12 protein-coding genes are annotated in these 19441 nt (G+C 66.8%); 7 read left to right on the top strand and 5 right to left on the bottom strand.

All coding sequences use genetic code 11. The features are described 5' to 3' along the window. The first annotated feature begins 2 nt into the window (after positions 1 to 2). Positions 3 to 1934: a hypothetical protein gene (locus CD928_RS15740; protein WP_176473604.1), complete on the top strand. Its 1932-nt coding sequence runs from the start codon at positions 3 to 5 to the stop codon at positions 1932 to 1934. 3 nt (positions 1935 to 1937) lie between these two features. Next, positions 1938 to 6224: a hypothetical protein gene (locus CD928_RS15745; RefSeq protein WP_095388005.1), complete on the top strand. Its 4287-nt coding sequence runs from the start codon at positions 1938 to 1940 to the stop codon at positions 6222 to 6224. A gap of 9 nt (positions 6225 to 6233) precedes the next feature. On the opposite strand, the gene CD928_RS15750 is transcribed toward CD928_RS15745, so the two are convergent. Continuing rightward, positions 6234 to 8327: a bifunctional (p)ppGpp synthetase/guanosine-3',5'-bis(diphosphate) 3'-pyrophosphohydrolase gene (locus CD928_RS15750; RefSeq protein ID WP_095388101.1), complete on the bottom strand. Its 2094-nt coding sequence runs from the start codon at positions 8325 to 8327 to the stop codon at positions 6234 to 6236. Positions 8328 to 8454: 127 nt separating this feature from the next. Here CD928_RS15750 and CD928_RS15755 point away from each other — a divergent pair, with 127 nt between their 5' ends. The 4 genes from CD928_RS15755 (at position 8455) to CD928_RS15770 (ending at position 12306) form a co-directional block, all read left to right on the top strand. After that, positions 8455 to 9822, top strand: a complete 1368-nt coding sequence (locus CD928_RS15755) for a glycosyltransferase (RefSeq protein WP_095388006.1) — start codon at positions 8455 to 8457, stop codon at positions 9820 to 9822. Further along, positions 9798 to 10316, top strand: a complete 519-nt coding sequence (locus CD928_RS15760) for a helix-turn-helix domain-containing protein (protein WP_095388007.1) — start codon at positions 9798 to 9800, stop codon at positions 10314 to 10316. The genes CD928_RS15755 and CD928_RS15760 overlap by 25 nt, the downstream gene beginning before the upstream one ends. 62 nt (positions 10317 to 10378) lie before the next feature. Next, positions 10379 to 11503, top strand: a complete 1125-nt coding sequence (locus CD928_RS15765) for a sensor histidine kinase (protein WP_095388008.1) — start codon at positions 10379 to 10381, stop codon at positions 11501 to 11503. Next, the gene (locus CD928_RS15770) at positions 11500 to 12306 is read left to right on the top strand and encodes a LytTR family DNA-binding domain-containing protein (RefSeq protein WP_095388009.1); all 807 of its coding nucleotides are present in this window, start codon (positions 11500 to 11502) and stop codon (positions 12304 to 12306) included. Before CD928_RS15765 ends, CD928_RS15770 begins: the two co-directional genes overlap by 4 nt. 189 nt (positions 12307 to 12495) lie before the next feature. On the opposite strand, the gene ribA is transcribed toward CD928_RS15770, so the two are convergent. The 4 genes from ribA to CD928_RS15790 all read right to left on the bottom strand — a co-directional run bounded on the left by ribA (position 12496) and on the right by CD928_RS15790 (position 17784). After that, positions 12496 to 13563 carry a GTP cyclohydrolase II gene (gene ribA, locus CD928_RS15775; protein WP_095388010.1) on the bottom strand — a complete coding sequence of 356 codons (1068 nt, stop codon included), beginning with the start codon at positions 13561 to 13563 and terminating at the stop codon, positions 12496 to 12498. Beyond that, complete coding sequence (locus CD928_RS15780) at positions 13560 to 14348, bottom strand: exodeoxyribonuclease III (RefSeq protein WP_095388011.1); 789 nt, start codon at positions 14346 to 14348, stop codon at positions 13560 to 13562. The genes ribA and CD928_RS15780 overlap by 4 nt, the downstream gene beginning before the upstream one ends. Positions 14349 to 14697: 349 nt before the next feature. Then, positions 14698 to 15351, bottom strand: a complete 654-nt coding sequence (locus CD928_RS15785) for an outer membrane lipoprotein carrier protein LolA (protein WP_095388012.1) — start codon at positions 15349 to 15351, stop codon at positions 14698 to 14700. Positions 15352 to 15468: 117 nt separating this feature from the next. Further along, positions 15469 to 17784, bottom strand: a complete 2316-nt coding sequence (locus tag CD928_RS15790) for a DNA translocase FtsK 4TM domain-containing protein (protein ID WP_095388013.1) — start codon at positions 17782 to 17784, stop codon at positions 15469 to 15471. Positions 17785 to 18118: 334 nt separating this feature from the next. Here CD928_RS15790 and CD928_RS15795 point away from each other — a divergent pair, with 334 nt between their 5' ends. Further along, on the top strand, positions 18119 to 19348 hold the full coding sequence (locus CD928_RS15795) for an FAD-dependent monooxygenase (protein WP_095388014.1): 1230 nt from the start codon (positions 18119 to 18121) through the stop codon (positions 19346 to 19348). Positions 19349 to 19441 lie beyond the last annotated feature (93 nt).

Genomic DNA, 19441 nt, shown 5'->3' on the forward strand with positions numbered 1-19441 from the left:
CGATGATGGCGGGGGGGAGCCTTTGGCCGCTGATCGCCAGCCTCGCGGCGCAAGGAGCGCCGGGCGACGCGCCCGCGCCCGCCGCGCCGCCCGCGGCCGGGCAACCGGCCGCCGAACAGCCCGCGCCCGCCGAGCCCTCGCTCGACGAGCTGACCCCGCCGCCACCGCCGGTCGACTGGCGCGAGATGATGGGCGACGACCTCGTCACCCAGATACTCGATGGCCGCCGCCGGCCCGGCTACAACCCCGATCTTCCCGACCGGCTGACCCAGGACAATGAAGGCGCGCTTCGGCCGCCGCCGCCACAGGCCTTTCCGGGGATCGAGGATCAGCTTCCCATCCCCGACCGCTGGCGGCTGATCGAAACGCTGGGGGTGGTCAAGGAACGCTGGTTCGACCCCTATCACCAGAATACCCTCAAAGGGGATCGCCCGATCGACCGCAGCAAGGTGCCGTGGCTGCCGATCAAGGGCGACGACTGGTTCTTCGTCGCCAATCTGATCTCGGACAGCGTGTTCGAACCGCGCACCTTCCCGATCCCCAACGGCGTCCAGACGACGGCGCGCCCCGGCAGCCTCGACGTGTTCGGCAAGAACCGCAGCTTCGTCGCGTCGCAGACCTTCATCGGCGGCTTCGCGCTGATCAAGGGCTCGACCGCCTTCAAGCCGCCCGACGTCGAATATCGCCTGACGCTCGCCTACAACGCCAACTATGTCGACGTGCCCGAACGGCGCGTGCTCGACGTGCGCCCGTCGAAGAAGAGCCACCGCTTCGACCATTTCATCGGCGTGCAGGAAGCCTTCATCGACAAGCATCTCGGCAATGACAGCGACCGCTACGACTTCCACTCGATCCGCATCGGCATCCAGCCGTTCCAGAGCGATTTCCGCGGCTTCCTGTTCAACGACAGCCAGCTCGGCATCCGCTATTTCGGCAATCGCGACAACAACCGCTTCCAATATAATCTCGCGGCCTTCTGGCGGCTCGAAAAGGACACCAACAGCGGGCTCAACGACATCACGCAGACCCCGCGCGACGATTTCATCCTGACCGCCAATGTCTATCGCCAGGACTTCCCCTTCGTCGGCCTGACCAGCCAGGTCAGCGCGACGTGGAACATCAACCGCGAAAAGAGCGACGTCCAGATCGACCACAACGGTTTCCCGGTGCGGCCGGCGCTGCTCGGCGATCTGCGCGGGCGCGATTATGACGTCGTCTATCTCGGCTACAGCGCCGACGGACGGATCGGCCGGCTCAATTTGACCGCGAGCTTCTATGCCGCGCTCGGCGAGGACCGGAACAGCTTCTTCACCAGCGAGCCCGCGAAGATCCGCGCCGGCTTCGGCGCCGCCGAACTCAGCTACGATCAGGACTGGATGCGCTTTCGCCTCTCGGCGCTCTACGCGACCGGCGACGGCGATCCCTATAACGACACCGAGGGCGGCTTCGACGCGATCTTCGAAAATCCGATCTTCGCGGGCGCCGACACCAGCTACTGGATCCGCCAGACCATCCCCTTCGCGGGCGGCGGGCGCGTTATCTCGATCAACGGCCGCAACGGCATCCTGAACTCGCTGCGCTCGTCGAAGGAGGAGGGGCAGTCGAACTTCAACAACCCCGGCACCATCCTCCTCGGCGCGGGCGCCGATTTCGACCTGTCGCCCCAGGTGCGCGTCAGCGCCAATGCCAACCATCTGTGGTTCGAGAACACATCGAGCCTGCAGGTGCTGCGCAGCGAAGGCTCGATCCCCAGGGATATCGGCTGGGACCTGTCGCTGGCCGGCATCTGGCGGCCCAAGGCGACGCAGAATATCGTCGGGCGGTTGAGCGCCGCGGTCCTCGTTCCCGGTGCGGGGTTCAAGGATTTGTTCGAGAATAAGCAGCGCGACGACATTTATGTGTCGATTCTCGCCAATCTGATCGTGAGTTTCTAGCCGATGCCGCGCAAGCTCCTCGCCCTTTTCGCCTTTCTCGCGATGTCGCTCGCCTTCGGCGCGCAGATCGTTCGCGCGTCGGAGGAGGAAAAGCCGGTCAAGGTCGACTATCGCTTCACCCCGCCCGCGCCGCGCGAGCAGAGCGAAGCGGAGATGATGGCGAAGTCGCAAGGCTGCTATAGCTGCCACGTCCGCACCGACCGGCCGACGATGCACGCGACCCCCGCGGTGCGCCTCGGCTGCACCGACTGCCACGGCGGCGACGCGCGCGAGGTCGGCGACCCGAAGCTCGGCTACGACGACCCGCACAACAAGGCGGTGATGCAGCGCGCGCACCCGCAGCCGACGCTGCCCGGCGCGTGGGGTGACACCTCGGCGAACCCCAAGCGCAGCTATACATTGCTCAACAAGGAAGCGCCCGAATATATCCGCTTCGTCAACCCCAGCGACTATCGCGTTGCGCGCGAGGCCTGCGGCGCCTGCCACCTCGAGATCATCGAGGCGGCCGAGCGCTCGCTGATGTCGACCGCGGCGATGTTCTGGGCGGGCGGCGCCTACAACAACGGCATCGTCCCCTTCAAGAACTCGATCTTCGGCGAGGCCTATACGCGCACCGGCGAGGCGGCGTGCGTGCTGTCACCTTCGTCGCGCCTGACGGCCGAGGAATATAAGCAGGCCTGCAAGCCCAGTTTCCCGTCCGACAAGATCTTGACCGACAGCGAGACGAAGCGCGGCGCGCTCGCGCGGCTCTATCCGCTGCCGCGCTGGAGCGTGATGCCGCCCAGCGACGTGTTCCGCGTCTTCGAGCGCGGCGGGCGCAACATCAACACGCAATTCCCCGAGATCGGGCTGCCCAACCCGACCGGGAGCATCCAGCGGCTCGAGGAGCCGGGGCGTCCCGACCTCAAGCAGTCGAACCGTGGTCCGGGCACGGGCTTGCGCGTCGCGATCGCGGTGCTCAACCTCCACAAGACGCGCCTCAACGACCCCTATATGTGGTTCATGGGGACCAACGATCAGCCCGGCGACTATCGCCAGTCGGGCTGCGCGGGCTGCCATGTCATCTATGCCAACGACCGCGAGCCGCGCCACAGCCTGACCTACGCCCCCTATGGCCGCGACGGCGAGAGCGCGACGGTCGACCCGACGATCGCGGGCAAAAAATGGATGCCCGATGATCCGGCGCACGGCGGCGGACATGCCGATGCCGCTGCGCACGCGCCTTCGCCCGGGGGGCATGGCGCGCTGATCGACCCCGCCGCGGCCGCGGCGGGGCCGCAGGCGAAGCCGCGCGGCGAATCGGGGCACCCGATCACCCACGCCTTCACTCGCGCGATCCCGACCGCGCAGTGCATGAACTGCCACATGCACCAGCCGAACATCTTCCTGAACTCTTACCTCGGCTACACGATGTGGGACTATGAATCGGACGCGCCGCAGCTCTGGCCGGGGCCCGAGAACACGGCGCCGCGCCCGCCGGGGATGAGCGACGAGGAGTATCGGAAGACCTACAAGCAGCAGCGCTATCCGACCGCGGCCGAGGTCCACCGGACGCTCGAACGCAACCCCGAGGGGGCAAGCCCGCGGGGCCTGTGGTCCGACGTCGAATTCCTGCGCGACGTCTATGACGTCAACGACAGCAACAAGGATACGCAGTTCGCCGACTATCACGGCCACGGCTGGAACTTCCGCGGCGTCTTTAAGCGCGACCGCAGCGGCAATCTGCTCGACGCCGAAGGCAATATGGCGACCTACGGCACCGACACCGCGCATATCGTCGATCCCAAGGATCCCGAGAAATGGCGCAAGAGCTGCGCGCACTACAGCGACGCGAAACAGCGCGACCTCTGCCTCGCGAGCGCCGACCCGGGCAAGCCCGGGGTCGAGGGCAAGTTCGTGCCGCCCGGGCTCAACCCCGGCAAGACGGTCCATATGATGGATATCCATGCCGAAAAGGGGATGCAGTGCGCCGACTGCCACTTCGCGCAGGACGCGCACGGCAACGGCTATATCCAGGGCGAGGTCGCGAACGCGGTCGAGATCGGCTGCAAGGATTGTCACGGCACCGCTGACGCGCTGCCGAACCTTCTGACCTCGAACGTCGCGGCGCGGCCGCAGGGGACGAACCTCGCGCTGCTGCGCAACTCCGATGGGCGACGGCGCTTCGAATTCCAGTACGGCGACGACGGCGAGGTGACCGGGCTCATCCAGCGCTCGATCGTCGACCCGAAGCTCGAATGGCAGGTCAGCCTCGTCAAGCAGGCGGTGACGCCGGGGCCGCATTTCAACGCCCGGGCCGCGCGCGCCAAGCTGATGTCGCGCTCGGGCGCCGACGACGGCAGCTTCGCCTGGGGGCCGGGGGTCGGACGCGAGGATCGCGCCCACGGCGACGACCGCATGGCCTGCTTCACCTGCCACCTCTCGTGGACGACGAGCTGCGGCGGCTGCCATTTGCCGATCGAGGCGAACTGGAAGACGAGCATGCACCATTTCGAAGGGGAGGAGACGCGCAACTTCGCGACCTACAACCCGCAGGTGGCGCGCGACGAGATGTTCCAGCTCGGCCGGCACATGCTCACCAAGCCGGGCGAGCCCGACGCCGACGGCAATCCGCGCGGCATCATCGCGCCGATCCGCTCATCCTCGGCGCTGATCCTGTCGTCGACCAACATCAACCGCGAGCGCATCTATGTGCAGCAGCCGCCGATCTCGGCGGCGGGCTTTTCGAGCCAGGCCTTCGCGCCGCATTTCCCGCATACGGTGCGGCGCCAGGAAACCAAGCAGTGCACCGACTGCCACCTGTCGGCGGCCGACGACAATAATGCGGTCATGTCGCAGCTCCTCTTGCTGGGCACCAATTTCGTCAACTTCGCCGGGCTCAATGTCTGGTCGGGGCTCGAGGACGGCTTCCAGGCGACGCGCGTCACCGAATGGGACGAGCCGCAGGCGGTGATCGGCAGCTATCTGCAGCGCTATGCCTATCCCGATTACTGGAAGCTGCACGTCGAACAGAATGGCCGCGAGCTCAAGAATTGGGTGCGCGGCAAGACCTTCGACAAGAAGGGATCGGGCGAAAGCCACGCGCTCGAGGAATTCCGCAACATCGTCCAGGGGACGAGCGGGCGGGTGAACTGCCTCCAGCAGCGCGGCGAATATATGTTCGTCGCCGAGGGCCGGGGCGGTTTCCGCGTCTACGACGTCGCCTCGATCGGCAACAAGGGCTTCTCCGAACGCATCGTCCGCGCGCCTTTCTCGCCATTGGGGCACGATACGCATGTCAAAACGACAAATGCGACCTGTATGGCGATCGGCACCACCCAGCCGATCAGCATGGCGCGCAACGACTATATCCGGAAGAATTTCCCGGAAAACCACGAGCAGGCGCTCCATCCCCTCTACCGCTACGCGGTCATCACCGACAGTGTCGAGGGAATGATCCTCGTCGACATCGACACCCTCGCCGACGGCGAGTTCCGCAACAACAGGCTGACCCGCGCGCTGACCTGGAACCCCGACAATATGCTCGCGGGCGCGCGGCACGTCACGCTCGCGGGCGACTATGCCTATATCGCCGCCGACACCGGGCTCGTCGTCGTCGACCTCTCGACCCCGCTCGAACCGAAAATCACCGCCCGCCTGCCGCTCACCGACGCGCGGGCGAGCGCGGTGCAGTTCCGCTATCTGTGGGTCAGCGATGCCGAGGGGGTGAAGCTGTTCGACATCACCCATATGGACCAGCCGGTGCCGGTGCCCTCGGGGACGGTGCGGCTCGCCGACGCGCGCAAAATCTATCTCGCGCGCACCTATATGTATGTCGCGGCGAAGCGCGACGGGCTGGTCATCGTCGACGTGACGCGACCGACCGCGCCGGTCGCCGGGCCGCCGCTGACCTTCGGCGGCGCGATGAGCGATGCCGAGGATGTGATCGTCGCGACGACCAACGCCTCGCTCTTCGCCTATGTCGCCGACGGGCGGAACGGCATCAAGGTGCTCCAGCTCACCAGCCCCGACAATCCGGGCCTCTATGGATTCTCCCCCAAGCCGACGCCCGAGCTGATCGCCTGGGCGAAGACCCCGGCGCCCGCGCTGTCGCTGTCGAAGGGGCTCGACCGTGACCGCGCGGTCGACGAGACGGGCGGGCAGATCGCGATCTTCGGCCGCGTCGGCTCGCGCCCCTTCACCCGGCCCGAAATGGAGAAGCTGTTCCTGAACAGCAAGGGGCTGGTCTACAAGGTCAGCGACGCGGTCGATCAGAGCGGCTGGCGGCCGCCGATGAAATATCCCGACTGACCTGACGGCCTAAAGCCGCTCCGCCTGAACCACCTGATCTGACGCACGCAGGGCCGACAGGATACGCATCACATGGTGGACGTCGCGCACCTCGACGACGACGTCATAGGTGTGGAAATCGCCCTCGCGGTTCGACAGGCGCAAATTCGTGATGTTCGCCGAATTGGCGGCGAGGATGCCCGACATTTCGGCGAGCGTGCCCGGTTCGTTGAGGATGACGACGCAGAGACGGGCATTGCCGCCTTCACTGTCCTCCTGCCAGCGCAGGTCGATCCAATCGGCGTCGACCCCGTCGGCGAGGCTGGGGCAGTCGATGACATGCACCTCGATCCCTTCGTCCGGGCGCGCGAGGCCGACGATGCGGTCGCCGGGCACCGGGTGGCAGCAATCGGCGAGCTTGTAGGCGACGCCGGGGGTCAGCCCCTCGATCGACACCGCCGCGCCCTGCTTGAGCTTGCCGGGCTTCGATTTCATCTCGGCGGTGATGCCGGGAACCAGCGCCTCGAGCACCGCATTGTCGCCGAGTTGCCGCTTGCCGATCGCGACATAGAGCGCGGTATCGTCCTCGAGCTTCAGCCGCTCGATCGCCGCGGCACGCGCCTTGTCGCCGATCTTGCCGGGCAGGCGGCGCGCGATCTCGTCGTACATCTTGCGGCCCAGTGCGGCGAGCTCGACCTTTTCCTTCGAGCGCACATGGCGGCGGATCGCGGCGCGCGCCTTGCCGGTGACCGCGAAGCCGAGCCAGGCGGGTTGCGGCGTCTGCTTGTCGGATGACAATATCTCGACCGTGTCGCCATTGGCGAGTTGGGTGCGCAGCGGCACCAAACGGCCGTTGACCTTGGCACCGACGGTGCGGTCGCCGAGCCCCGTATGCACCGCATAGGCGAAATCGACCGGCGTCGCGCCCTTGGGAAGCTGGTGCAGGCTGCCCTTCGGGGTGAAGGCGAAGATGCGGTCCTGATACATCGCGATCCGCGTGTTTTCGAGGAACTCGTCGGGGTCGTGCGTCTGTTCGAGGATCTCGATCAGATCGCGGATCCATCCCGCCTGCCCGTCGGGCGCGGCGCCGCCCTGTTTATAGGCCCAATGCGCCGCGAGCCCGAATTCGGACTGCTGGTGCATGCCGAGGCTGCGGATCTGGATCTCGATCCGCATATTCTGCTGGTGCATGATCGTCGTGTGGAGCGACTTGTAGCCGTTGCGCTTCGGGGTCGAGATATAATCCTTGAAGCGGCCGGGGACCATTTTCCATTTGCGATGAATGAGGCCGAGCGCGGCGTAGCAATCGGCGTCGGTCGGGGTGACGATGCGGAACGCTATGATGTCGGTCACCTGCTCGAAGCTGACGTGGCGCTCCTGCATCTTGCGCCAGATCGAATAGGGGTGCTTCTCGCGCCCCGAGACCTCGGCCTCGATGCCGTTCTTCGCGAGCAACTCCTTGAACTCGCGGCTGATCGCGGCGACCTTGTCCTTGCCGCCGGCGGTCAGCTTGGCGAGGCGGCCGGTGATCGTCGCATAGGCTTCGGGTTCGAGTTCGCGAAAGGCGAGGAGCTGCATCTCGCGCATATATTCGTACATGCCGATCCGCTCGGCGAGCGGGGCATAGATGTCCATCGTCTCCTTAGCGATGCGGCGGCGCTTGTCGGGATTCTTGATGAAATGCAGCGTTCGCATATTGTGCAACCGGTCGGCGAGCTTCACCAGCAGCACCCGGATGTCGTCCGACATGGCGAGCAGGAACTTGCGCAGATTTTCCGCCGCGCGCTCGTTCTCGGTCTGCGCCTCGATCTTCGATAATTTGGTGACGCCATCGACCAGCCGCCCGACGTCGCTGCCGAACAGCCGCTCGATCTCGTCGGGCGTCGTCAGCGTGTCCTCGAGCGTGTCGTGGAGCAGCGCGGTGACGATCGTCTCGCTGTCGAGGTGGAGGTCGGTCAAAATGCCCGCGACCTCGACCGGATGGCTGAAATAGGGGTCGCCCGAGGCGCGCTTCTGGCTGCCGTGCTTCTGGACGGTGAAGACATAGGCGCGGTTCAGCAACGCCTCGTCGACGTCGGGGTCGTAAGCGCGCACGCGCTCGACAAGTTCATATTGCCTGAGCATCGCCTCCAATGTCGTCGCTCACGCGGTAAATGCAATGCGAAACTTAACTGCGTGCATCCGCGCCCGCACCGCAACTTTGGTAAACGTCGTTGGAAGCTTCGTGCGCGCGCGATAATGCGATCGGACGATGGGGACCGATGCTCTTGAGTCGCTGCCGTTCGAGGCGCGGGAACCCATGCCTTCGGGGGCGGGGAAGACCCTGCTGATCTTCAGCTACTGGTTTCCGCCCGCCAATGCGGTCGGCGCCTCGCGGCCGCTCGCGATGGCGCGCCATTTCGCGCGCCGCGGCTGGCGGGTGACCGTCGTCGCCGGGGCCGCATCGGCGGTGCCCGCGACCTTCGCGGCCGACATGACCGGTTTCGACGTCCATTATGTGCCCGATCGCTGGCTGACGCGGCAATCGAGCTTCAGGGCGGAGCGGAGTGTTGGCGCGCAGCGGCTGAGCACCGCGCTGCGCCTCCTCTCCTGGCCCGACCACTACGGGTCGGTCGCGCGCGCCATGAAGCGCCGCGCCTTCGGTCTGCTGCGGGAGGGATTGCGGCCCGACGCCATCGTGTCGACCGCGCTGCCCTTTTCGGTCCACGGTGCCGCCCGCGCCGTCGCCCGGCGCGCCGGCGCGCTCTTCGTCTCCGACAATCGCGACATCTGGGCCCATAACCCCTATCGATGGACCGCGCCCTTCTATGCGCCGTTCGAGCCCGGACATGAACGGAGGATGCTGTCGTCGGCCGACCTGATCGTCTCGGTCAGCGAAGGGATGAGCGGCTATTACCGGACAGCCTATCCGCATCTCTCGGACAGGATCCTCACCGTGACGAACGGCGTGGACGGGAGCACGGCGACCGCCGGGCACCATGTCCGCGCGCCCTCGCGGCTGAGGCTGGTCTATACAGGCATCCTCTATGGCGAGCGGCGCGACGTGAAGCCGCTCCTGCGCGCGGCGCGGGGGCTGGACTGCCAGGTTTCCATCGACTTCTATGGTTCCGAGCCGGAGATCGTGCGCCAGCTCGCCGCCGAATTCCCCGGGCTCGCGATCGCGGATCGCGGCAAGGTCCCGCGCGCCGAGGCGCTGAGAGCACAGGCGGAGGCCGACGCGACGGTTCTGGTGGTCGGCACCGATCCGTGGGAGGACACGCTGCTGCCCGGCAAGCTGTTCGAATATATCGGTTCGGGCCGACCGATCATCGCGCTGGCCAATGGCGATTCCGATTCCGGCCGCATCATCACCCGGCACGGCCTGGGCATCGCGACGACGCGCGAAACCGATCTCGCGAATTTTCTGGCCATGCTGGCGGAGCAGGGAATGGCGAGCCGGGCATCGGTGCCCGAGGATCTGACGCGCACCCATCAGCTGGGCCTATTGGAAGACCGGCTCTTGGCGATGATGTCCGTCCCGCGGCCCGCCCGCGCCGTAGCGGCCGATCACAAAGTTTTTGGCGTTGAAGCGGATAATGGGTTAGGGCTGGGCCCATGGAAAAATTACGCGAACCGCTGAACGACCTCTATGGCGGCAATTGCGCGCTGCCGCTCGCGCTCGAGGCGATGGGCGAGCGATGGTCGTTCATGATCCTTCGCGCCGCCTTCAATGGCGTCCATCATTTCGAGGAATTTCAGCAGGAACTCGGCATCGCGCGCAACATCCTGTCGAACCGCCTGTCGCGGCTGGTCGATCATGGCATCATGGCGCGCGAGGTGATGGCGGAGGACCGGCGCAAGGTGCATTACCAGCTCACCGAAAAGGGCATCGAGCTGCTCCCGGCGATGATCGCGCTGCGCCAGTGGGGCGAGAAATGGGGCGCCGGCGTGCCCTCGACACCGGTGCTCGTCGACGTGCGCGACGAACAGCCGATCGGCCCGGTGACGATCACCGCGCACGACGGACGCCCGCTCGGTTACAAGGAACTGGTGTGGAAGCATCGCTCGGAACTGCAGCCGCTCGGCCAGGCACGGGTGCGCGCCGACCGCATGGCGCCGGTCGCGGCCGAATGACCACGGACCTCGTCCGGCAGCCCGCGCCGGGCCGCTGAACCATCGCATCGCGGGCAGCCTCCATGCCGCTCTTCGGATTGACCTCGCCGGGCCCCTTTTTCGGCAATAAGGTTCGCGCCTTCTGGAATCTGCAGATTCTCGGCTGGGTCGCGTGGCTCGGGCTGCGCGGCGTATCGGGGCTCGCGGGGGGGCAGTCCTTCACCTTCCTCGTTCCGGTGGTCGTCTCCGCAATCACGGGCTTTTCGCTGACGCTGCTGCTGTCGGTCTGCTACCGCGCGCTGATCAACCGGCGGCCCATCCTGATGTGGAGCGCGAGCTTCGGATTGATGGCGATCGCCGCGGCGCTCTGGGCCTTCATCGACGCCTGGGTGCTGCAGGTCGTGAACCCGAACAGCGAATCGGGTCTGACGGGGCTGTTGTTCGCCTTGGTCTATGTCGATGCGACCTCGCTCGCCGCCTGGTCGGCGCTCTATTTCGCGATCAACTATTTCCTCCAGCTCGAGGAACAGAACGACCGGGTCCTCCGGCTCGAGGCGCAGGCGGCATCGGCGCAGCTCGCGATGCTGCGCTATCAGCTCAACCCGCATTTCCTGTTCAACACCTTGAACAGCATCTCGACCCTCGTGCTGCTCAAACAGGCCGAGCCCGCCAATGCGATGCTCTCGCGCCTGTCGGCCTTCCTGCGCTACACCCTCGCCAACGAGCCGACCGCGCAGGTCACGCTGGCGCAGGAGATCGAAACGCTGAAGCTCTATCTCGACATCGAGAAGATGCGCTTCGAGGACCGCCTGCGCCCCCATTTCGCGATCGATCCCGCGGTGTCGCGCGCGCGATTGCCCTCGCTTCTGCTCCAGCCGCTGATCGAAAACGCGATCAAATATGCGGTAACGCCGCAGGAAGACGGCGCCGATATCACCATTTCAGCGCAGCTTGCCGGTGAAAACGTCCGGATTACCGTGTCCGACACCGGCGCGGGATTGTCAGCGGGGGGCAGGGACCCCACGACAGGGCATGCAACGGAATCGACGGGTGTGGGTTTAGCCAACATCAGAGATCGGCTGGCACAGGCGTTCGGTGATCAGCAGCGGTTCGAGGCGCAATCCGGCGCCGACGGCGGCTTCACGGTCCGAATCGAATTTCCGTTTCAGCCCGATGGACAAGCGACGATTGGAACCGGACAGACATGACGATCAGAACCATCCTGGTGGATGATGAAAAATTGGCGACCCAGGGCCTGCAGCTGCGGCTCGAAGCGCATCCGGATGTCGAGATAGTCGACACCGCCCAGAATGGCCGCGAGGCCATCCGCAAGATCAAAACCCACAAGCCCGACCTCGTCTTCCTCGACATCCAGATGCCGGGGTTCGACGGCTTTTCGGTGATTCAGGGTCTGATGGAGGTCGAACCGCCGCTCGTCGTCTTCGTCACTGCCTATTCGGATCATGCGATCCGCGCGTTCGAGGCGCAGGCGGTCGATTATCTGGTCAAGCCGGTCGAGCCCGAGCGGCTCGCCGACGCGCTCGATCGGGTGCGCCAGCGTCTCGCCGAAAAGCGCGGCGTGGCCGAGGTCGAGCGGCTGAAGAGCGTGCTCGCCGAGGTGGCGCCTGAAGCCGCCGAGGAATTCGAAGGCGAGGCGGCGCCCGACGCGCACGCCGCCGACCGCTATGAAAAGATGATCAACATCAAGGACCGCGGCCAGATCTTCCGCGTCGATGTCGACAGCATCGAGCGTATCGACGCCGCGGGCGACTATATGTGCATCTATACCGCCGACAACAGCCTGATCCTGCGCGAGACGATGAAGGATCTCGAAAAGCGGCTCGACCCGCGCAACTTCCAGCGCGTCCACCGCTCGACGATCGTCAATCTCAGCCAGGTCAAGCAGGTCAAACCGCACACCAACGGCGAATGCTTCCTCGTGCTGGGGTCGGGCGCACAGGTGAAGGTCAGCCGCAGCTATCGCGACGTGGTCGCGCGGTTCGTGCACTGAATTGGTTCGCACGCACGAAGCCACAAAGAAGCCCCTCTCATCCCGTTCGTGCTGAGCTTGTCGAAGCACCGTTCTTTCTTTGCGACGTTGAAAGAAAGAACGGTGCTTCGACAAGCTCAGGGCGAACAGTTCTGGGAACTCTCTTTGTGGCTTCGTGGCTTTGTGCGAGTCACAAATGGGGCGCAGCCTTCAAAGCTGATGTCCCGTCCGGTCGCGCTTCGTCGCCAGATATTGCTCGTTGAACCTGTTCGTCGGCAGCGCCAGCGGGATGCGCTCGACCACCTCGACGCCCTCTTTCTCCAGCCGCGCGACCTTTTCGGGGTTGTTGGTCATCAGCCGGATACGCGGGATGGCGAGCAAGTCGAGCATCCGCGCCGCGATCGCGAAATCGCGCGCCTCGACCGGAAAGCCGAGCCGGAGATTGGCGTCGACCGTGTCGTACCCCTGGTCCTGCAGGGCATAGGCGCGCAGCTTGTTGACGAGGCCGATCCCGCGTCCCTCCTGCCTGAGATAGAGCAGCACGCCCCACGGCGCGTCGGCCATCGCGTGCAGCGCGGCATGGAGCTGCGGCCCGCAATCGCATTTGAGGCTGCCGAGCACATCGCCGGTCAGGCATTCGCTGTGCAGCCGCACGACGGGGGGATGGCCGTCGCGCTTGCCGATCACCAGCGCGACATGGTCCGACGCTTCCTCGGGGCTGCGGAAGGCGACGATCTCGGCCGCCTCGCTCGCTTCCACCGGAAGCCGTGCGCGCGCCGCGATCTCGAGCCGCGCCGGGTCGAGTAGCGCCGCGACATCTTCCGCCGTGCACTCGGTCTCGGCCGCGTCCGTCGCCTCACGGACAAAAAAGGCGGGGAGGAGCCCGGCGTGGCGCGCCATCGTCATCGCGGCGGCGGCTGCCGCCTCGCCGCCCGTCGCAACGGTGTGAAAGGGGCCCTTGAACGGATGCGCGAGGTCGAGCGCCGGGTCGGCGATCGCGAGCGCCTCGGCGACGCTCGCCGCCGCGCCGGCGAGGCGCACCGGCCCTGGCGTCGCCGAGGCGCGCTGGTTGGTGAGCTTCAGCGTCACCGCGCGCTCGCCCGAGAGCAGCAGGTCGGCGCTGGCGAACGCGGCGAGCGCCGCGTCGCGCGCGCTTTCGACCGCCAGCAGGTCGAGCGCGCCGTCGGCGCCGCCGACGCGCAGCGGCCAGCCGCGGCGCAGCGCGTCGATCGCGCGCGCCGCCCGGCGGGCGCCCTCGCCGACCGCGGCGTCGCTCAAAAGGAAAACTCCGTCACCAGCGGAATATGGTCGGACGGCCGTTCCCAGCTTCGCGCCGGCTGGACGACGCGGTGCGCGACGGCCTGGTCCCTGAGGCCGGGCGTCACCCACATATGGTCGAGCCGGCGGCCGCGGTTCGATGCCTCCCAATCCTTCGCGCGATAGCTCCACCAGGTATAGAGCGGGGTCGGCGGCGCGACGAAATGGCGGCCGAGATCGACCCAGTCCGCCGCCGCCTGAAGCCGCGCCAGCGTCTCGACCTCGATCGGCGTATGGCTGACGACGTCGAGCAGCGCCTTATGGTTCCACACGTCGCTTTCGAGCGGCGCGACGTTGAAATCGCCGGTGAGGACGGTCGGCGTCGCGGCGAGCGCGCCCGCCCATTCGATCATCCGGCCGAAGAAATCGAGCTTCTGCCCGAATTTGGGGTTGAGATCGCGGTCGGGAATGTCGCCGCCCGCAGGAATATAGACATTGTCGAGCCGCACGCCCGAGGGCAGCGTCACCCCGATATGGCGCGCCTCGCCGTTCGCCTGCCAGTCATATTGGCGTACCTCGGTCAGCGGCAGCCGGCTGACGATCGCGACGCCGTGGTGCATCCGCTGGCCGTTGGTGACGATGTGGGTGTAGCCGAGCGCCTCGAACATCGTCTTCGGGAACAGGCCGCATTCGACCTTGGTTTCCTGAAGGCAGAGGATGTCGGGCGCCTCTTCGCGCAGGAATTTCTCGACGATGCCGATGCGGGCGCGGACGCTGTTGATGTTCCAGGACGCGATGCTTGTCATGCCATCGGCTCTATCGGCGCGGATCGGGCTTCGCAATGGCGCTGCGGCGCGAATCATAAACCCCCGTCCCAGGGGCGGTGGAACGGGGGTTCAAGGTCAGCGTTCGTCACGCTCTTGAATGAAGGCACCTGGCCGTCCGGGTGGGGCAACAGGGGGAAACCCAAATCCGGGGGCCGTGTCGGCGCCTTCGAGAGTTCAAATAGCCGCCTTTCCCTGTCGCCAAGCTGAACGAGAGCGGGTCATCGGGGGATGGACGGCCGTTCGTCGGCTTCAGAATGCCATTCGTCGAACGCCGGCCGCTCCCTTGGGGGAGGGCCGGCGCCGGCGCGACGATCGCGAAAGGGATGGATCAGCGTCCGCGCTTCTTCGGCCGCGGGTCGGTCCAGCGGAACGCCGAATCGGCGACCGCGACGTTGAATTTCTGGTTGCTGAGGTCGATGCGGGTGCGGTTGTTCTGCGAATCGAGCGCGACCCAGCCGCGCAGGCGCAGCCCGCCCGGCGCGCCGCCGTCGCGCATGAACACCATGGTGATCGTACCATATTCGGGGCGCTTCGGGTCCTTGACCTCGACGCTGATCACGCCGTCGTTGCCGGTCGGCAGGACCTTCGCATATTGGCTGAGGTCGCGGTCGGGGTCGAGCAGCGCGCCGAGCGGCGAATTCTTCACCGGCCAGCTCTGAACCTGCTTCACCTCATAGTCGATCATGGTCAGCCGGCTGCCATCGCCGACGATCAGCAGCGGCACGCCCTTCTGATACTGGAAGCGGATCTTGCCCGGGCGCTTCAGGGTCAGCTGGCCGGTCAGCCGCTGGCCGTTGCGGTCGGTCTGGACGAAATCTGCGGTCATCGAGCTGGTGTTCTTGAGGTGCGCCTGCACCGCCGACAGCGCGCCCGACGCCTGCGCGATGGCGGGCGCGGCGAAAACGAGCCCCGCGGCGGCGGCGGGCGCGAGCGTCCAGGCGGCGATGCGGGTCAGGGTCCGGCGGGATGGGGTCAGGATCATGGGACTCTCATTTTGTGGGTCAGGTCGTGCCGGTGATGGCGCCGCGGCATTGAATGCGCGCTGAACCCGGCGTTGGGAGAGGTTCAAGTCGCGAGATCGGCGTTGGTTCCCCGGCTGTCAGCGCGGCTGGCCATATTGGTCGGTCAGCACGTCGCGGCGGCCGACATGGTTGGGCGGGCTGACGAGGCCCTCGTCTTCCATCCGCTCGATCAGTCGCGCGGCGCTGTTGTAGCCGATGCGCAGTTGTCGCTGGAGCCAGCTCGTCGACGCCTTCTGGCTGTCGACGACGATCTGGCACGCCTTCGCATACATGCGGTCCTCGGCGCTGTCGCCGCCCGCCGGGGCGCCTTCCATCGCGAAGCCGCCGTCCTCGGGATCCTCGGTGACGCTTTCGACATAATCGGGCGCGCCCTGGCCGCGCCAATGATCGGCGACCGCGCGCACCTCGTCGTCGGAGACGAAGGGGCCGTGGATGCGGGTGATCTGCTTGCCGCCGGGCACATAGAGCATGTCGCCCTTGCCGAGCAGCTGCTCGGCGCCCGCCTCGCCGAGGATCGTGCGGCTGTCGATCTTCGAGGTGACGTTGAAGCTGATCCGCGTCGGCAGGTTCGCCTTGATGACGCCGGTGATGACGTCGACCGACGGGCGCTGGGTCGCGAGGATCAGGTGGATGCCCGCGGCGCGCGCCTTCTGCGCGAGGCGTTGGATCAGGAATTCCACCTCCTTGCCCGCGGTCATCATCAAATCCGCGAGCTCGTCGACGACGACGACGATCTGCGGCAGCGGCGCATAGTCGAGCGTCTCTTCCTCATAGATCGGCTGGCCGGTGTCGGGGTCGTAGCCGGTCTGGACGCGGCGCCCGAGCGACTTGCCCTTGGCGAGCGCGCCGCGCACCTTGTCGTTGTAGCCCGCGAGGTTGCGAACCGACAGCGACGACATCATCCGGTAGCGGTCCTCCATCTGCTCGACCGCCCATTTGAGCGCCCGGATCGCCTTCTTGGGTTCGGTGACCACGGGGGCGAGCAGGTGCGGGATGCCGTCATAGACGCTGAGCTCCAGCATCTTGGGGTCGATCATGATCATCTTCACCTGGTCGGGGCCGAGGCGATAGAGGAGCGAGAGGATCATCGCGTTCAAACCGACCGACTTGCCCGACCCGGTCGTGCCCGCGATCAACAGGTGCGGCATCGGCGCGAGGTCGGCGATGACGGGATCGCCGCTGATATTCTTGCCGAGGATGATCGGGAGCGCGCCCGTCTGGTCCTGGAACAGCGCGCTGCCGATCATTTCCTGCAGCACCACCGCCTCGCGGTGCGCGTTGGGCAGCTCGATGCCGATCACGGTGCGGCCCGGGATCGGCGCGATGCGCGCCGATAGCGCCGACATGTTGCGCGCGATGTCGTCGGCCAGGTTCGACACGCGGCTCGCCTTCGTCCCCGGCGCGGGTTCGAGTTCGTACATGGTGACGACCGGACCCGGGCGCACCGCGGTGATCACGCCCTTGACCTGGAAATCCTCGAGCACCGATTCGAGCAATCGGGCATTGCGTTCGAGCCCCGCCTTGTCGATCTGTCCCGTCGGGCCCTCGGGGGGCGCGGCGAGCAGGTCGATCGAGGGGAGCTGATAGTGGGTGAAAAGCTCGGTCTGGGGCTTCGCCTTGGGCTTCGAGGGCAGCGAGCGCTGGACGGGCTCGGCGATCTCGGGCGGCGCGCGGTCGCTCGGCTCGGCGCGCGGGCGCGGACGGACGACGCGTTCCATCAGATTCGGCGCGCGTTGGGCGGGCGCCGCGGCGGCGCCGGCAGGAACGGCGACGCGGCCGCCCTCGGCGGCGGGAAGGCGGAAGCGGCTCGCCCATCCCTTTTCGAGCCGCAGCGCGCGCGCCGCGAGCCACAGCCCCGCGGTGACGAGCAGCAGGATCGCCGCGATGCGGATCAGCGCCGCGGCGGGCTCGCCCGCGCGGTCGAACAGCGGCGCGACGGCGTTTCCGAGCACCAGCGGGACGATGCCGCCCCAGCCGGCGGGCAGCGGCGCGTCGCTGTCGGGCGCCCAGAGCTGGGCGCCGAGCCCGACGAGCGAAATGGCGACGAGCATGAAGACGAGCTGGCGCTTCCAATAGGGCTGCGGCGTCGCCGCCCACAGCCGCCACGCCATCACCCCGAGCAGCGGCAGCAGCAGCACGACGGGAATGCCGCCGATGAACAGCAGCAGATCGGCGAACCACGCGCCCGCGCTGCCCATCCAGTTCGACGGATTGCCGCCCGCCGCGGTATGGATCGCGGCGTCGGTGCCGTCGTGGGTGATCAGCGCGAGGGTCAGGAACAAGGTGAACAGGCCGAGCGCCACCGCCGCGCCGATCACCAGCGAGCGGGCGATGCTGGCCCGGAAAACGGTGCGCCAATCGGCCTTTGCGGTCGCGGCCTTGCGGCTTGCCATGCTGAAAAGGGTCCCTAGAGATTGATCACGGCGATATGCGCATGGGGCGGACTCGGCGTCAAGCAGCGCTCGGTGAGGCGTGCGAGCGTGCGTAATATTATTCCAAAGGTCACGAAAGTCACGCTACGTCCCCCCTCTTTCGCCCTATCCCATGGTCCGCCGTGCAGGGTTCGGCGCGTGGATGGGGGCATGGCGAAAGGGCATCGGGTAACGCTATTCCCTGAGGACAATGTAGGACAGCGAAAAATTTCAGCGAAGAGGCGCGAAAGGTCGCGGCGCGGAAACCTTCACGCTGTCCTTCCCATCATCCCCCAAAACGCGCTAGGGCGGCGGCATGAGCGAAATGTTGCGCAGCGATGTCCTGATCTCGGGCGGCGGCCTCGTCGGCCAGGCGCTGGCTCTTGCCCTCGCGCACCACGGCCTTTCGTCGCAGATCGTCGATCCCGCCGACCCGGTCACGACGATCGCCCCCGGCTTTGACGGCCGCGCTTCGGCGATCGCCAGCGCGACATGGCAGATGTTCGAGGTGCTGGGCCTCGCCGACCGGCTCGCGGGCCACGGCTGCGCGATCCGCGCGATCAAGGTCAGCGACGGTGGGCAGGCGGGCGAACTCGACTTCGTCACCCGCGACACCGACCCGGCGCTCGGCACGATGATCGAGAATCGCCAGCTTCGCCTCGCGCTCGCCGCCGCGCTCGCCGATGCGCCGCTGGTACGGCTTCACATGCCGGCGAAGGTTGCCGCGCGCGCGGTCGATGCCCACGGCGTCACGCTGACACTCGCCGACGGCACGCGGCTCGCCGCGCCGCTGCTGATCGTCGCCGAGGGGCGCCGCTCGCCGACCCGCGACGCCGCGGGGTTCAGCATCGCGAACTGGTCCTATCATCATCACGCGATGATCGGCGCGGTCGCGCATACGCGGTCCCACGACCAGGTCGCGCACGAGATTTTCTTCCCTTCGGGGCCCTTCGCGCTGCTGCCGCTCGTCGATGATGCCGGGGGGCGGCACCGCTCGGCCTTCGTCTGGACGGTGTCTGAAAAAGACGGGCCGGGCTTCGCCAAACTGGGCGATCGCGGTTTCACCGCCGAGCTCGAAAAGCGCGCCGGCGGCTTGCTCGGTGCGATGGAACTGGTCGCACCGCGCATGACCTACCCGCTCGGTTTCCACCACAGCGCCTCGATCGTCGCCGATCGCATCGCGCTCGTCGGCGACGCCGCGCACGGCATCCATCCGATCGCGGGGCAGGGGCTCAACCTCGGGCTGCGCGACGTCGCGGCGCTCGCCGAGGTGCTGGTCGATGGCGCGCGGCTCGGGCTCGATCTCGGCGATGCGGCGCTGCTCGCGCGCTATCAGCGCTGGCGCGGGCTCGACAATCTGATGGTCAGCCTCGCGACCGACGGCCTCACCCGCCTGTTCGGCATTCCCGGCCGCACCGCCTCGGCCGTTCGCCGGGCCGGGCTCGGCGCGGTGCAGCGCCTGCCGATGCTCAAGCGCTTCTTCATGGACGAGGCGCGGGGCGAATCGGGTGACCTGCCCCGGCTGCTCGCGGGGGCGGAGATATAGGTATTGCTACCTAGTCCCTCGTCCCGACGCCGCTAACCATGTCCCAATATCCCGTCCATGCGGCGTGCTGCCGTGTCAGGGAAGGGATGGATC

The sequence above is a fragment of the Sphingopyxis sp. GW247-27LB genome (assembly GCF_002277025.1).
In the GTDB taxonomy this organism is placed as follows: Bacteria; Pseudomonadota; Alphaproteobacteria; order Sphingomonadales; family Sphingomonadaceae; genus Sphingopyxis.